The 15,119-nt window shown below is 72.5% G+C and carries 9 protein-coding genes, 1 tRNA gene and 3 pseudogenes; 8 read left to right on the forward strand and 5 right to left on the reverse strand.

Translation table 11 applies throughout. The features are described from left to right. Nucleotides 1-84: 84 nt before the first annotated feature. Nucleotides 85-2,322 carry a GTP-binding protein gene (locus tag CP978_RS12645; protein ID WP_079162514.1) on the reverse strand — a complete coding sequence of 746 codons (2,238 nt, stop codon included), beginning with the start codon at nt 2,320-2,322 and terminating at the stop codon, nt 85-87. A gap of 5 nt (nt 2,323-2,327) precedes the next feature. Beyond that, nucleotides 2,328-3,935, reverse strand: a complete 1,608-nt coding sequence (locus CP978_RS12650; RefSeq protein WP_043440297.1) for a dynamin family protein — start codon at nt 3,933-3,935, stop codon at nt 2,328-2,330. A gap of 305 nt (nt 3,936-4,240) precedes the next feature. On the opposite strand from CP978_RS12650, the gene CP978_RS12655 reads away from it, so the two are divergent. Together CP978_RS12655 and CP978_RS12660 are read left to right on the forward strand one after the other, a co-directional pair. Next, nucleotides 4,241-4,313: transfer RNA gene (locus CP978_RS12655), tRNA-Arg, on the forward strand. A 563-nt stretch (nt 4,314-4,876) separates the two neighbouring features. After that, nucleotides 4,877-6,604 carry a DUF11 domain-containing protein gene (locus CP978_RS12660; protein WP_144401444.1) on the forward strand — a complete coding sequence of 576 codons (1,728 nt, stop codon included), beginning with the start codon at nt 4,877-4,879 and terminating at the stop codon, nt 6,602-6,604. A gap of 98 nt (nt 6,605-6,702) precedes the next feature. Here CP978_RS12660 and CP978_RS12665 read toward each other — a convergent pair whose 3' ends face one another. The 3 genes from CP978_RS12665 to chpG all read right to left on the reverse strand — a co-directional run bounded on the left by CP978_RS12665 (nt 6,703) and on the right by chpG (nt 8,167). Then, nucleotides 6,703-6,999 (reverse strand): hypothetical protein, encoded by a 297-nt coding sequence (locus CP978_RS12665; protein ID WP_043440298.1) that lies wholly within the window; start codon nt 6,997-6,999, stop codon nt 6,703-6,705. Between the two features lie 125 nt (nt 7,000-7,124). Continuing rightward, nucleotides 7,125-7,694 carry a hypothetical protein gene (locus CP978_RS12670; protein ID WP_052454095.1) on the reverse strand — a complete coding sequence of 190 codons (570 nt, stop codon included), beginning with the start codon at nt 7,692-7,694 and terminating at the stop codon, nt 7,125-7,127. 233 nt (nt 7,695-7,927) lie between these two features. After that, nucleotides 7,928-8,167, reverse strand: a complete 240-nt coding sequence (chpG, locus tag CP978_RS12675; RefSeq protein ID WP_043440299.1) for a chaplin ChpG — start codon at nt 8,165-8,167, stop codon at nt 7,928-7,930. Between the two features lie 430 nt (nt 8,168-8,597). On the opposite strand from chpG, the pseudogene CP978_RS12680 reads away from it, so the two are divergent. From CP978_RS12680 to CP978_RS12705, 6 genes and pseudogenes are all read left to right on the forward strand, one after another. Then, nucleotides 8,598-8,807, forward strand: a pseudogene (locus CP978_RS12680) (5-deoxy-glucuronate isomerase); the annotation flags it as partial. 122 nt (nt 8,808-8,929) lie between these two features. Further along, nucleotides 8,930-9,154: pseudogene (locus CP978_RS12685) on the forward strand (3D-(3,5/4)-trihydroxycyclohexane-1,2-dione acylhydrolase (decyclizing)); the annotation flags it as partial. 13 nt (nt 9,155-9,167) lie between these two features. Continuing rightward, nucleotides 9,168-10,670: a CoA-acylating methylmalonate-semialdehyde dehydrogenase gene (gene mmsA / locus CP978_RS12690; RefSeq protein WP_043440305.1), complete on the forward strand. Its 1,503-nt coding sequence runs from the start codon at nt 9,168-9,170 to the stop codon at nt 10,668-10,670. Nucleotides 10,671-10,737: 67 nt separating this feature from the next. Continuing rightward, nucleotides 10,738-10,899 (forward strand): annotated as a pseudogene (locus tag CP978_RS12695) (amino acid permease); the annotation flags it as partial. Nucleotides 10,900-11,040: 141 nt separating this feature from the next. Continuing rightward, entirely contained in the window at nt 11,041-13,929 is a 2,889-nt protein-coding gene (locus tag CP978_RS12700) for an alpha/beta fold hydrolase (RefSeq protein ID WP_043440307.1), read from the forward strand. Next, on the forward strand, nt 13,926-14,789 hold the full coding sequence (locus CP978_RS12705; RefSeq protein ID WP_043440309.1) for an ABC transporter permease: 864 nt from the start codon (nt 13,926-13,928) through the stop codon (nt 14,787-14,789). Before CP978_RS12700 ends, CP978_RS12705 begins: the two co-directional genes overlap by 4 nt. The last annotated feature ends 330 nt before the right edge of the window (nt 14,790-15,119 follow it).

Here is a 15,119-nt window from a genome sequence, read left to right on the forward strand (position 1 = left end):
CGAACGGGCACCTCCGCCCCGTCCCGCCACACGCCCGCGGACCCGGCCCGCCCCACGCCCACGCCCGGACCGCCCTCACCGCCCTCACCTCACACGCGCCCCCGCACCCGCCCCCGTGACCTTGGCGTACTCCTCCCGCACTTCCCCGTACCGCAGCAGCTCCGCCGCCACCGGATCCAGCACCCGGGCCCGCCCGCATCCGGCCGCCGCCTCTCTCAGCCGCCGTTCCGCGTCGAGCCCGTACCGCCGGGCCGGGCCCCGTGCCGCCAGCCGGCAACTCCACTCGACGGCCGGCCCCCCGACGACCCCGGTCAGCATCAGCAGCGCCGGCACCCCGAAGTCCGGCGCCATGAACCCGACGATCTGACCCAGCAGCCACAGCATCCCGACGACCTGAAGGAGCGTCATCGCCATCTGGGCCAGCACGGCGGCGGGCCACCAACCGGGCCGGGGCGGGCGCCGCGGCGGCGTGACGGTGTCCGTCACCAGTTCGTCCAGGGCCTCCGGCAGCCCCTGCGCGCCCCGTACCGCGGCCTCCCGCACCGCCTGGGCCCAGGGCCTGGGCAGACCCACTGCGGCCCGCTCCACCACCGTCCGTACGGCCTGTTCGACGCACTGGCGCGCGGTGGTCTCCGGATCGGCGGGCGCCGCTACCAGGGACCGTCCCGTGGAGGGTTCGCGCCGGGCCCGGTTCCACCGCCACAACCGCAGCCAGGGCGTGCCGCACGCACGGTTGGCGTTGCGCAGCCAGGCGCGCTCGGCGGCCTCGCCCGCGGCGGTGGCGCCCACCGCCTCCGCGAGCCCCCCGTTGAACTCCTCCCGCGCCTCCTCGCTGAGCCCGCCGCGCCCCCCGGTGGCGCAGACGGACCGCAGCCCGGCCGCGGCCGCGTCCACATCGGCGGAGACACGGCGCGCCGCGGCCCCGTGCTCGGACACGAACTGACCGAGCGCCTCGCGCAGTTCGCCCACGCCGTCCCCGGTGAGGGCGGACAGCGCGAGCACGGTCGCGCCCGGCTCGCCGTACTCGCCCAGGGCGATCCCGTCCCCGTCGAGCAGCCTCCGCAGATCGTCGAGCACCTGCTCGGCGGCCTCCCCGGGCAGCCGGTCCACCTGGTTCAGGACGACGAACATGACCTCGGCGTGCCCGGCCATGGGGCGCAGATAGCACTCGTGGAGGACGGCGTCGGCGTACTTCTCCGGGTCGACCACCCAGATCACGGCGTCCACCAGGGCCAGGACGCGGTCGACCTGCTCCCGGTGCTCCACCACCGCGGAGTCGTGGTCGGGAAGGTCGACCAGGACGAGCCCCTGCAGGGACGTCCCGCCCTCCGGGCCCTGCGCAGGGCGCCGGCGCAGCCGTCCCGGGATGCCGAGCCGGTCGACGAGCCCGGCCGCGCCGTCGCTCCAACTGCACACCAGGGGTGCCGCGGTGGTCGGCCGGCGTAGTCCGGTCTCCGAGATGGCCACACCGGCGAGCGCGTTGAAGAGAGTCGACTTGCCGCTGCCGGTGGCGCCCGCGATGGCCACCACCGTGTGTTCCCCGGAGAGCCTGCGCCGCGCGGAGGCCTCGTCCAGGACCCGGCCCGCCTCGGCGAGCGTACGGCCGTCCAGACGAGTGCGCGAGAGGCCCACCAGCTCCCGCAGCGCGTCCAGCCGGGACCGCAGGGGACCGTCGTAGGCGAGGGGCACGGACTGTCGTACGACCGGGCTGCGGGGCTCCACGATCGTGATCCCCTCCGGTGGGACGACGGTGCCGGGCAGACGCCGTGCGATCAGTCCGTCGTCCCAGGGGGGCACGGATCCGGCGTGGTCCGCCGGGCCCTCGTCCTCCAGGTGGGCCGGATCGCCGTCACCGTCCGTGCACACGGGGCCGGCGCCGTCGTCCGCGGGTGGATGCGGGAGGCCGCCGTCCGCGCGCAGGCCCGGGAAGTCGCCGTCGGCACGCGGGTGCTGGACGTCACCGCCGGCCCGGTGGGGCCGGAGGTCGCCATCGGCGCACCCGCGCCGGACGTCTCCCGCCGCACACGCGTGCTCGTCCCGCTCCACCGCCCCAGCCCCAGCCGCCGCGCGTGGTCCCTCCCCGGCAGCCGGGTCCGCATCGGGCCGCTTGCCGCCATCCCCCTCCACGCGTGCCGCGTTCGTCGTGCCGGCCGCTCCGGGAGCCCGCTCCCCGCGCGGATGCTCACCGTCACCGCCCGTCGCGCGGAGAAGGCCGCCGCCCCGCCCGGCCTCGGGTCGCTCCCCGGCCGTGGCGACCGCCTCGTCCGGGGGCTCCTCCCGGGAGTGCTCGTCGTGATCCGTTCGGTCAGTGACGGCAGTCACCGCGGTCACCTCTCCTTCTGCAGTACGGACAGCGCGGCGATCAGTTCGGCCTGGGGCTCGGCATGGACGTCGAGGGCATCCAGGGGGGCGAGACGGCGCTCGCGTTCCGTGCGCAGCGCCCGGTCGAGGTACTCGGACAGCAGTCGTGTCGCCCGCTCACGCAGCCGCACCGCCTCCTGGGCGCCGATCCGCTCGGCGAGCTCTTCACCTGCCGCTCCCGCCCGGCGTCCGCCCAGCAGCGCCGTGGCGACCAGAGCGGCCACCGCCTCGGCGTCGGGGGCGGTGCTCCGGTCCAGGCCGCGCACCGAGTCCTCGGCGTACTCCTCGAGAACGCGCCGCCAGCGCCGTACGGTCATCCCGATACGGTGCTCGGCGCTCTCCGACGTCGGGTCATGGTCCGTCAGCCCATGGGCTCCGCCCGCCGGTTCCCGCCGCCAGGCGTCGTCGATGCGCTCGTCGGCGGCCGTGACGGCGCACAGCAGCAGGGAGCCCAGGCTGTCCACGAGGGCGTCCAGCAGCTCCCCCGCGCTGCTGTCCAGGGGGTAGCCCCGCCACCGCTTCAGAGCGTCCCCGGCGAGCACGTCCCCCGCGTCCAGACGGCTGCGCACCCGCGTGCACTCGCCCTCGTACGCGGTGTCGACGGCCGTGGTCAGCCGCAGCACGGCGGCGTACTGGGCGGCGGCCGCACCGGCCAGCTCGGGCACCCGGGACCTGAGCGAGTCGAGGACTCCGCAGGCCGTACGGGTCACGGTGGCCTCCCGGGCCTCGGGGTCCTGCGCCAGATGCGTGAGCCAGGCGTGCAGGGGCGCGACGGCGGTGGCGGGCAGCAGCCCCCCGCCCCAGGCGGACTCGGGCAGTTCGGGCACGGTGAAGCGGGGCACCTCGCCGAGCCCCGCCTTGGTGAGCAGGGCTCCGTACTGCCGTGACACCTCGGACACGAGCTGGTGCGGCACCCGGTCGAGCACCGTGACCAGGGTGGCCCGGTGTTCCTTGGCGGTCCGCAGCAGATGCCAGGGCACGGCGTCGGCGTAGCGGACGGCGGTGGTCACCAGGACCCAGATGTCGGCGGCGCTGATCAGCTCGGCGGCGAGGACCCGGTTGTCGGCGACCAGCGAGTCGATGTCCGGTGCGTCGAGCAGGGCGAGCCCGCGCGGAAGCGTGTCGGCGGTCTCGATGCGCAGCACCCGCTCCTCGTTCCCGACGACGCCGTACGGATCGTCGCCGGGCTCCTGATGGGGTACCCAGACCCGGGTGAGATGGGGCAGGACGCGCATGCCGCTGAACCAGTGGTGGTCCTCGGGGTGGCAGACGAGGACCGGCGTGCGGGTGGTGGGCCTCAGCACGCCCGCCTCGCTCACCTTCCGCCCCACCAGTGAGTTGACGAGGGTCGACTTGCCGGCCCCGGTCGATCCGCCGATGACGGCCAGCAAAGGCGCTTCGGGCTCTCTCAGCCGGGGCACCACATAGTCGTCGAGCTGTGCGAGGAGTTCGTCGCGGTTGGCACGCGCGCGTGGAGCCCCCATGAGGGGCAGCGGAAAGCGTGCGGCGGCGACACGGTCGCGCAGAGCGGAGAGTGTGTCGAGCAGCCGGGGCCGTACATCCAAGGTCACCACATGCGAAGAATGCCCAATTTCGGAGGCTTTATGAAGCATATGGGGACGCCTGCGCGCCGACGGGACACAAGGGACGGAAGGTGCGACCAGGACACAGGCATAACGAGTGCACAACACCCGGGGCGCGAGACGTCAAAAGCGATGCGAGATTCGCACCTGCCTGCGATTATCGGGACCGCTTCACTGAACCTCCACATCGAGCCACGGAGGCGAAGCATCAGGGACGAGGTCCAGGGACCCCTATCCTTGTCCCGGTAAGGTCAGGATCGGCCCACACCCGGGCACCACGACAGGCCACCACACCGGCCCCCGTAGCTCAGTGGATAGAGCAGGCGCCTTCTAAGCGCTTGGCCGCAGGTTCGAGTCCTGCCGGGGGCGCTTCACACCATCTGACCTGCGGGAAAAGCCTCAAGCCCCCCGGCTGCCGCGACGCGGTCCGTTCCTCGGACGGTGCCGGGCCAAGCGCTCCGCGTATCCAAGGCCGGCGACGACGCCGACGACCGTTCACCAGGGCCCGTTCTCCCGGCCCGGGAGCCGCCCGTCCGGGCGTCGCGGGCCGTGTCGTTCACGCCATCGGATCCGCCTCCGCTTCGAGCACGGGACCGCACACCTCTCGCATCCTTCGCCCCAGGCGCAGCCCCCGGCGGGCGTCGCCCCGCGCATGCGTTCGCCCGTTTCGGCGCGGACGACACCGAATGCCCAGGTCCGGCCGGATCCCGCCGGTTTCCCTTTTCCTTCCCGGGGCGCCATGGAACGGCCGTAATACGTCTGCTTTTCGCCGACTCCATTGGAGCTAAAAAACTTCACGGCGCTCGCGCCATCGCCGACCGATAAACAGCACATGTGCTCTTCTTCAGCTGCAATCTTCCGACAGGCCGCATTCGGCAGCGGGCGCTCGGGCGCCGGCTGTGGTGCGCCTACGGCATGAAGGGTCAACCCTCGTGAGTCAAGCCAACGACATGCGACCTGGCGCCCGGCGCGTCGGCGCGCTGTCGGCGCTCACCGTTGTGAGCATCATGACCGCGCTGGTCTCGGGCACGGCGTCCGCCACCGCGGTCGCCGCCCCGAGCAGTTCCGTCGCCCAGGCGAAGAAGTCACACTCCCCCGCGCAGACGCGAGCACATCAGACCGGCCCCGATCTTCAGGTGGTGAAGACGGGTACGACGGCGGTGCGGCCGAACGGCTCGGTCAGCTACACCATCACGGTGAAGAACAACGGCCCGGGCACCTCGACCGGCTGGACCGTCACCGACTACCTTCCGGCGGGACTTCTCAACCCCGCGAGCTCCACTCCCGGTTGCACCTTCGGGGCCGGGGTCATGACCTGCGTCGGAGGGCCACTGGCCGCCGGGGCCAGCTCCACGATCACCGTGACGGGCATGGCGGGCCCGAACTTCACGCACATCCAGAACATCGCGACGGTCATCGGTCTCGAACCCGACCCGAACCTGAGCAACAACATCTCCTCCGCCACCACCGCCATCTCCGGACGGCTGGCGGACCTGCAAGTCGCCAAGACGGGACCCGCGACGGTGGAGGAGGGCGACAGGGTCACCTACACCATCACGGTGACGAACAACGGGCCGAACACCGCGACCGACTGGGCCGTGGTCGACCGGCTTCCGTCGGGTCTGCGCGACGCCCGCGCGTCCTCGGGGTGCAGGATCTCCCGGGGTGTACTGACCTGCACCGGACGGCCGTTGGCGAGCGGCGCCAGTGTCACGTTCACCGTCACCGGAACCGCGGGCCGGGTCACCGCGCTCGACAACACCGTGACGGTCCAGGGCCGTGAGCTCGACCCGGACCACAGCAACAACACGAGCACCCTGCACACCACGGTCACGCCCCGCATCCGGGCCGACCTTCAGCTCACCAAGACGGGTCCCACCTCGGCGGCCCCGGGTGCGACGGTCACGTACACCATCACGGTGAAGAACAACGGCCCGGACGCCTCGACCGGCTGGACCGTCACCGACCGGCTGCCCGCACGTCTGCTCAACCCCACCACCTCGACCCCGGGCTGTACGATCTCGGGCGGTGTGCTGACCTGCACCGGAGGCGCGCTGGCGAGCGGCGCCAGCTCCACGATCACCGTGACCGGCACCGCGGACCAGAGGTTCAACGGCGTCGAGAACCTGGCCGTGGTACACGGCAATGACGTCGACCCCAACCCGCGCAACAACACGGGCAGCACCGCGGCCCGTCATCTGAGGATCACCGAGTCGGTGAAGGCACCCCGGGTCATCAGGCGCGGCGACACCGTCCGGTACACCATCAGGGTCCGCAACACCGGCACGGTGGCCTACACCTCCGCCAGGCCGGCGAGCTTCACCGACAACCTGTCCGGGGTGCTGGACGACGCACGCTTCAATGGCGACATGGACGCCACCACCGGCACGGTCAGCTATGCCGAGCCCCGACTGCACTGGGTGGGCACGCTCAGGCCGGGACAGACGGCGACCATCACCTTCTCCGTCACCGTCCAGCGGCGTTCCTCCGGGGACCGGAGGCTGGTGAACCGGGTGGTCTCCGGTGCGCAGGGCAGCAACTGCGCGGCCGGTTCCCGCAGCCGGGACTGCTCGACCCTCGACCGGGTCGACGTCCGGGACCAGGGCAGGAGGCGCGACCTCATGGCCTCGGACGGGCCCCGCCTCGCCAAGCGCTCCTGACGTCCTGAAGTCCTGGCGTCCTGACAGACAGTGCCCCGGACCCTGATCGGATCAGGGTCCGGGGCACCGGCACGACCGGGGACGGGCTGCCGCGGAGTTCAGCGGCCCCGGACGGGGAGCCCGCCGAGCAGCCGGGCGGTGCCGCCCTGCCGGTTGAGGGAGGTCGTGGCGGTCTTCACGGTGCCGAGGACGGAGTTCTTGTTCTCGGTGTCGAGGCCGCCGGTCCGGTGGGTGAGGTGACGGACGTCGATCTTCTTCTGGCCGGTCATGGTCCCCAGGGCGCCGTTGAGGCCGGTGGAGGCGGTGCCGGAGGCGTCGTCGGCGAAGGCGGGGGCGGCGATACCGGCGACGGCCAGGGATCCGGCCAGGACGGCGGCGGCCTTGAGGGGCTTCATCGTGTTCCTTTCTCCGGCGACCGGTGTCTGTCGCCGCGGGCGGATGGGTACGCCCTGGACAACGAGCCCCCCGGCCCCCGGAAACCCCGGAAGACGTGCCGGATTCCGTACGGGTCGGGTCGAGGTCACGAGGCCTTGGGCGTCGTGGTGCGGGGCGAGATGGCCGGACGGGACGGTGACGACGAGTCCGAGCGCCCGGAGGGCGCGGTGCCGGACAGGTCACCGGCCATCACCGCGGCCAGTCCGTCCAGCAGTCCCATGGCCGACGGCAGCACCTGGCGGGAGTTGTCCGAGGTGGCCGCGGCGATCAGCCGGTCGACCGCCTCGCGCAGACGGGCGAGACCGTCGCCCCGGGACCGCTCGGCCGAGGCCGTCGGCGCGGACGTGTCCACCTTGGCGATGGCGTCCTTCACGGCCTTGCCGAGCTTCGACGCCTCGTCGGCTGAGATCCGGCCGTTGTCCGCTCGGAGCACGGCTCTGAGCAGATCGGCGACCGGGGGTGCGACATCGTCGGCGCCGTCCATCCCGTGGCCCCGCGCGGGAAGCGGGTCCTTCCCGGGGACGGGTGCCGTCGTCGGATGCGTGCGGAGTCGTGGGGAACGGTCGGCCGCCAGGGCTGTCGGCCCGGTCGCCGCGAGAACGACGGCGGCACACAGGGTGCAGGAGACGAGGCGCCACGCAGGCAGATCACGCATGAGTCTTCCTTCCTCGTGAGCCCGGTGCTTCGTGCTCACCGTGGAAGGAGACACCGCCACGTGCAACCGTTCGAACATAGGCGGTGGCCGTGCCGGCCCGGTGTCGCTGCTGTCGTCCCTGCTGAGGGCCCCGCTCACAGGCACGGAAACCCGGTTCGCCCGTTCGGGGCAACCCCGGACGGGCGACCGGCCGCCCTCCCCCGGGGGGAAGGCGGCCGGTCGGAAGAGTCCGCTCAGGCGTTGCTGCAGGAGTTGCCGAACGCCGGGTTCAGCACACCGATGACATCGATCGTGTTCCCACAGACATTGACCGGGACGTGGACCGGGACCTGAAGGACGTTGCCCGACAGGACGCCCGGGGAGTTGTCGGCGGCGGCGCTGGCGCCGCTGTCGGCGGCAGCGATGCCGGCGGTGCCCGCCACGGCCGCAGCGGCAACGGAGGTCAGGGCCAGGCCCTTCGCGATACGCGACATGGAGAGGTGCTCCTTGGGATCGTCACAACAACCGGGCGGAATGCCCGACGCTGAGTCAACTGCGAGGCACGCGCCCTGGTTACACCTCCGATGGGGTGATCTCCGGAATCGTCTCGCTTTACACCTTCGACACACTTGAGTCGTTCGCCGCCCCGGTCGGGACCGGCCCGCCGGACGGGCCGAACGGGCAGGTCAGGGACCGGCCGACCACCTGGGGAACGGGCCGGGCCCCTCCCCCGGAGCGGCCCCCTCCGGAGCTGTCGTCCGAATGTCCGGACAAAACATTGACAGGGCTCCCCCGGCGCGGCTAGACCTTGAGACAGCCGACCGAGGTGAGGGGAACTCGATGGTGGAGTTCGAGGAGTTCGTGCCGCGCGGCGTCGACATGCCCGCCGGCCCGCACACCCCCCGCGGCTCGCACCCCTCATGTCAACTCCCGGGCGGGGAGCCCGTGTTCGTGGGGGTCTCCGGCCTCGCGTGCGCGCCCCGAGACGCCCGGGCATCGATCGCCTCCGGCGCGGGAGGCCGCTTCGCCCTGGCAGGAGCGAAGTGCGAGCGCCGACTCCCCGCCCGCTACGGCCCCGCGCCGGAGGTTCCCGTCGAAGGCCGCGGCGGCGGCATCCGCGTCCGCCGGGTGCGCGGCCCGGATCGTACGGAGGAACGGCGATGACCTGGGGCGTCCTCGGCCACGGCAATGTCGCGGGGGTCCGTCAGGCGCTGCCGGAGCACTGCGACGTCATGCCGTTCCACCAGGGCTGCGACGCGCGGACCGTGGGTGACCTGCGGGGCGCCCTCGCGGAGGCGCGCGGGGCGGACACTCCCACATGTGTCTACGTGGAGACCGAAACCGCAGACACTCTGTCGGGCGCGCCCGGGGCGCAGGCCTGGTGGGATGTACCTGTGGCCGAGACCGCGACCCGTCCGTCGGCGGTCACGGCGCGCGAGGAGTACGACCGGCACGTCTCGACCCGACGCCGCCATCTGTGAAGGAGTTCTTGGCATGACGAAAATCGTCGACCACTGGATCGGCGGGAAGACCGTCGAAGGCGCGTCGGGCACCTACGGTCCGGTGACGGACCCGGCGACCGGCGCGGTCACCACCAAGGTCGCCTTCGCGACCGTGGACGAGGTGGACGCGGCCGTCGCGGCGGCCAAGGAGGCGTTCCTCACCTGGGGCCAGTCCTCGCTGGCCAGGCGCACCGAGATCCTCTTCCGGTTCCGTGCGCTGCTGGACGCCCACCGGGACGAGATCGCCGAGCTGATCACCGCCGAGCACGGCAAGGTGCACAGCGACGCGCTCGGCGAGGTGGCGCGCGGCCTGGAGATCGTCGATCTGGCCTGCGGCATCAGCGTCCAGCTGAAGGGCGAGCTGTCCACCCAGGTGGCGACCCGGGTGGATGTGTCCTCGATCCGGCAGCCGCTGGGTGTGGTCGCGGGCATCACGCCGTTCAACTTCCCGGCGATGGTGCCGATGTGGATGTTCCCGCTCGCCATCGCCTGCGGCAACACCTTTGTGCTGAAGCCCTCCGAGAAGGACCCGTCGGCGTCCATGCGCCTGGCCGAGCTGCTGTCGGAGGCCGGTCTGCCGGACGGCGTCCTCAACGTGGTGCACGGCGACAAGGTGGCCGTGGACCGTCTGCTGGAGCACCCGGACGTCAAGGCGGTGTCCTTCGTGGGCTCCACCCCGATCGCCCGCTACATCCACACCACGGCCTCCGCGAACCACAAGCGCGTCCAGGCCCTGGGCGGCGCCAAGAACCACATGCTGGTCCTGCCGGACGCCGATCTGGACGCGGCGGCTGACGCCGCGGTCTCGGCGGCCTACGGCTCCGCGGGCGAGCGCTGCATGGCGATCTCCGCGGTGGTCGCCGTCGGCTCCGTCGGCGACGAGCTGGTGGCGAAGATCCGCGAGCGCGCCGAGAAGATCAAGATCGGTCCCGGCAACGACCCCACCTCGGAGATGGGCCCGCTGATCACCAAGGTGCACCGGGACAAGGTGGCGTCCTATGTGACGGGCGCGGCGGCGGAGGGTGCCGAGGTCGTCCTGGACGGCACCGGCTTCACCGTCGAGGGCCACGAGGACGGCCACTGGATCGGGATCTCGCTCCTCGACAGGGTGCCGACCACGGCCAAGGCCTACCAGGACGAGATCTTCGGCCCGGTGCTGTGTGTGCTGCGCGTCGACACCTATGAGGAGGGTGTCGCGCTCATCAACGCGTCGCCGTTCGGCAACGGCACCGCGGTGTTCACCCGGGACGGCGGTGCCGCCCGCCGCTTCCAGCTGGAGATCGAGGCGGGCATGGTCGGCGTGAACGTGCCGATCCCGGTCCCGGTGGGCTACCACTCCTTCGGTGGCTGGAAGGACTCGCTCTTCGGCGACCACCACATCTACGGCAACGACGGCACCCACTTCTACACCCGCGGCAAGGTGGTCACCACCCGCTGGCCGGACCCCTCCGAGGCTCCGGCGGGTGTGGATCTCGGGTTCCCGCGCAACCACTGAGAGTGGACTCAAGGGCCTGATCGGGCTCGGGAGGGGTCGTCCGGTATGCGGACGGCCCCTCTTTTTTCTGATCGCGGTCCTGGTGTATGTGCTCACCCGGCAGGAGGCGGTCCATCTGCTCCGGACGGGCGGCATCACGGCGGTGGCCACCCTGTACTGGATCTTCTACCTCCGCCCGCGCCGCGACACCCGCTGGCTGGTGTCGATCCCGGAGGACGCCCGGTCCTAGTGCCGTATGAGGGCCCGTCCCCCGAACGGGTGCGTACCACGATCGCGGTACGCGCCCGGAGGGTCCGTACGCCCCTGGGAGGGCCCCGAGTTCAGCCCGGCGGCTGCCCCGGTTGCCGGCGGCGGCCCTTACGGTTGATGCATGATCTTTCGCCTGCCCTCCGTCCGGGGGCCGCGCCGGGGCGTGGTGGCCGCCGTGGCCGCGGCCGTCCTCGCGCTGGCCGGCGCCGGCACCTGGACGGCCGTCGCCTCCGACGACACGCCGCCCGTGCACCGCGCCGACAGAGTCCTGGACATGGGAGGCGGGGTGCGCATCGACACCTCGTACTTCACCTCGGGCGCCGCGGGCCGCCGCCCGGCCGTCCTGCTGGCGCACGGTTTCGGCGGCAGCAAGGACGACGTCCGGCAGCAGGCGGAGGACCTGGCCGGGGACGGATACGCGGTACTGACCTGGTCCGCGCGCGGCTTCGGGAAGTCCACCGGGAAGATCGGGCTGAACGACCCCGGGGGCGAGGTCGCCGATGTCTCCAGGCTCATCGACTGGCTGGCGAAACGCCCCGAGGTCAGGCTCGACGGTCCCGGGGACCCGCGCGTGGGCGTCGCCGGGGCCTCCTACGGCGGGGCGGTCTCCCTGCTCGCCGCCGGGTACGACCACCGGGTGGACGCCATCGCCCCGGCGATCACCTACTGGAACCTCGCGGACGCCCTGTTCCCGAACGGCGTCTTCAAGAAGCTGTGGGCCGGTGTCTTCATGAACTCCGGCGGCGGCTGCGCCCACTTCACCGCCGAGCTGTGCCGGATGTACGACCGGGTCGCCGAGTCGGGGAAGCCCGACGCCCAGGCCCGCGCCCTGCTCCAGGCGCGCTCCCCGTCCGCCGCCGGCGAGCACATCAAGGTGCCCACGCTCCTGCTGCAGGGCCAGTCCGACTCGCTGTTCCCGCTCGGCCAGGCGGACGCCGCGGCCAAGGCGATCCGGGCCAACGGCGCGCCCGTGGACGTCGACTGGATCGCGGGCGGCCACGACGGCGGGGACATGGAGACGGACCGCGTCCAGGCCCGTGTCACAGCCTGGTTCGACCGCTATCTGAAGGGCGACAAGGGAGTCGACACCGGCCCCGCCTTCCGGATCACCCGGACCGGGGGCGTCGACTCCACGGACGGCGCGGCCCTGCTGCGCGGGGCGAGCTCGGATGCCTATCCCGGTCTGGAGGGCGGGCTGCGGACGGTCGCACTCGGCGGGCGCGAGCAGCGCTTCGTGAACCCGGCGGGCGCCAGTCCGCCCGCGATCTCCGCACTGCCCGGTCTGGGCGGCGCCGGCGGGCTGTCCCAGCTGTCGTCGCTGGGCGTCGGGGTCTCCCTCGACTTCCCCGGGCAGTACGCGCACTTCGACTCCCGGCCCCTGCCCGAGGATCTGCGGATCACCGGATCGCCGACCGTGACCGTCCATGTGACGTCCACCAGCGACGACGCCGTGCTCTTCGGAAAGGTGTACGACGTCGGCCCGGGCGGCACCCAGCCGGTGCTGCCCGCGCAACTGGTCGCCCCCGTGCGGGTGGCGGGCGCGAAGAACGGCAAGGACGTCACTCTCACCCTGCCCGCCGTCGACCACCAGGTGCGCAAGGGCCACCGGCTGCGGCTGGTCCTCGCCTCGACGGACCTCGGCTATGCCTCCCCGGCGGCCCCGGCCGACTACACGGTGTCCCTGAAGAGCGCGCTGGAGGTGCCGACGGCACCGGGCGTGACCACCGCGGCGGCCTCGCTGCCCTCCTGGGTCTGGTGGCTCCCGCTCGGCGGAGCGGTGATCGCCCTGGCGCTGCTGCTGACGGGCCGCCGCCGTACGACGGCACCGGCGCCCGACCCCGCGCTGACCGAGGTCCCGCTCCAGATCACCGGCCTGAGCAAGCGCTACGCCCGCTCCTCGGACCGCTATGCCGTGCGGGACCTCTCCTTCCGCGTGGAGAAGGGCCAGGTACTGGGCCTTCTGGGGCCCAACGGCGCGGGCAAGACGACGACCCTGCGCATGCTGATGGGTCTGATCAAGCCGGACGGCGGGGAGATCCGGGTCTTCGGCCGTGCGATCCGACCGGGTGCGCCGGTGCTGTCCAGGGTCGGGGCCTTCGTGGAGGGCGCGGGCTTCCTGCCGCATCTGTCCGGCCGGGAGAACCTGGAGCTGTACTGGCGCGCGACGGGCCGCCCGCCCGAGGACGCGCATCTGGACGAGGCGCTGGAGATCGCGGGGCTGGGCGAGGCACTCGCCCGCGCGGTGCGGACCTACTCCCAGGGCATGCGGCAGCGGCTGGCCATCGCACAGGCGATGCTCGGCCTGCCGGATCTGCTGATCCTCGACGAGCCGACCAACGGTCTGGACCCGCCACAGATCCGCGAGATGCGCGAGGTCATGATCCGGTACGCGGCGGCGGGCCGCACGGTGATCGTCTCCAGCCATCTGCTGGCCGAGGTGGAACAGTCCTGCACCCATCTGGTGGTGATGGACCGTGGACGCCTGGTGCAGGCGGGTCCGGTGGAGGAGATCGTGGGCTCCGGCGACACCCTGCTCGTCGGCCTGGCCGCGGCCGTCCCCGACCCCTTGGTGGAGAAGGTGGCGGCGCTGCCCGGCGTGTCTTCCGCGGTGCGGGCACCGGGCGGTCTGCTGGTACGCCTGGCGCCGGACGCGCGGCCGGTCGCCCCCGCGCCGGTCGTCATCGGCGCGGACACCGCCGGGTCCACCCCGGCCGTGGTCGGCACCGGTCCGGGCGCCACCGTCGAGGTCGGAGCCGGGCCGGGTACGTCCCCTGAAGACGAGGGGAACCCGCTCACCCCGGCCGAGTGCCCGACCGGGCCGGTCACCGCTGGGACCGGCACCGGGGCCGACGCCTCCGTCGACGGTGCCGCCGAGCCGGCCGCGGGAGGGTCCCCGGCTGCCGCCCGGCTGCTCGTCGAGCTGGTGCGGCTGGATGTCCCGGTGGCCTCGCTCGGTCCCCATCGGCGTCTCGAGGACGCCTTCCTCACCCTGATCGGAGGTTCCGCATGAGCACGGTCGCCGAGCGGGCGGAGACGGCCGACGGGTACCGGGCCCGGCGCACCCTGCCGCTGCGGGTGGAACTCGCCCGGCAGTTCAAGCGGCGCCGCACGCTCGTGATGGGCGCGATCCTGGCCGTGCTGCCGTTCGTCCTGGTCCTCGCCTTCGCCATCGGCGGTGAACCGGGCGGCCGCAACGGCCGGATCACCCTGATGGACACCGCGACCGCCTCGGGTGCCAACTTCGCCGCGGTGAACCTCTTTGTCTCCGCCGGGTTCCTGCTGGTCATCCCGGTCGCCCTGTTCTGCGGGGACACGGTCGCCTCCGAGGCGAGCTGGTCCTCGCTGCGCTATCTGCTCGCGGCACCCGTCCCGCGCGCCCGGCTGCTGTGGTCCAAGCTCGTGGTCGGCCTCGGGATGAGCCTCGCGGCCATGGTGCTGCTGCCGGTGGTCGCGCTCGCGGTGGGTACGGCGGCCTACGGCTGGGGGCCGCTGGAGATCCCCACCGGCGGCGCCCTGGCCCCGGGCACGGCCGCCCAGCGGCTCGCCGTCGTGGTGGCGTACCTCTTCGTGTCCCAACTGGTCACCGCCGGGCTCGCGTTCTGGCTGTCGACCAGGACGGACGCACCGCTGGGCGCGGTGGGCGGGGCGGTCGGCCTCACCATCGTGGGGAATGTGCTGGACGCGGTCACCGCCCTCGGCCACTGGCGCGACTTCCTGCCCGCGCACTGGCAGTTCGCCTGGGCCGACGCCGTCCAGCCCAGTCCGGAGTGGTCCGGCATGATCCAGGGCTCCGCCGTCTCCCTCACCTATGCGCTGGTGCTGTTCGCCCTGGCCTTCCGCGGTTTCGCACGCAAGGACGTCGTCTCCTAGAAATCTCCCGCCCTGTACGTGAACGGCCCGGTGCACATCGCCGGGCCGTTCCCTTTTCCGTCTTTTTCCGGAGCGCCCCCGTACCACGGCCGCGTTCCGTCCGGAGCGCTCCGGCTCCCTGCACGGATCGGCCGAATTGGTCTCCCCGGAGCGGCCCGACCGGGTGAATTACCGCAACGGATTCCGGGCTCCGGGGTTGTCCGCAGGGAGCGGGAACACAGGTCCGCGCCAGGTCGGACCGTGTCCCCCAAGGGCGTTCAGACGTTGCCGAAACCGCCTTCGGCCGCACCCGGACGCGTCGATGTCACTGTGCGTTTTCCGTATGAATTC

The sequence above is a fragment of the Streptomyces nodosus genome (genome assembly GCF_008704995.1).
GTDB lineage: Bacteria > Actinomycetota > Actinomycetes > Streptomycetales > Streptomycetaceae > Streptomyces > Streptomyces nodosus.

Excerpts from the sequence above, each read along its gene's own strand:
- CP978_RS12665 (WP_043440298.1), bottom strand. The coding sequence starts at position 6,999 with ATGAAGCCCCTCAAGGCCGCCGCCGTCCTGGCCGGATCCCTGGCCGTC.
- CP978_RS12670 (WP_052454095.1), bottom strand. The coding sequence starts at position 7,694 with ATGCGTGATCTGCCTGCGTGGCGCCTCGTCTCCTGCACCCTGTGTGCC.
- chpG (WP_043440299.1), bottom strand. The coding sequence starts at position 8,167 with ATGTCGCGTATCGCGAAGGGCCTGGCCCTGACCTCCGTTGCCGCTGCG.
- mmsA (WP_043440305.1), top strand. The coding sequence starts at position 9,168 with ATGACGAAAATCGTCGACCACTGGATCGGCGGGAAGACCGTCGAAGGC.
- CP978_RS12700 (WP_043440307.1), top strand. The coding sequence starts at position 11,041 with ATGATCTTTCGCCTGCCCTCCGTCCGGGGGCCGCGCCGGGGCGTGGTG.
- CP978_RS12705 (WP_043440309.1), top strand. The coding sequence starts at position 13,926 with ATGAGCACGGTCGCCGAGCGGGCGGAGACGGCCGACGGGTACCGGGCC.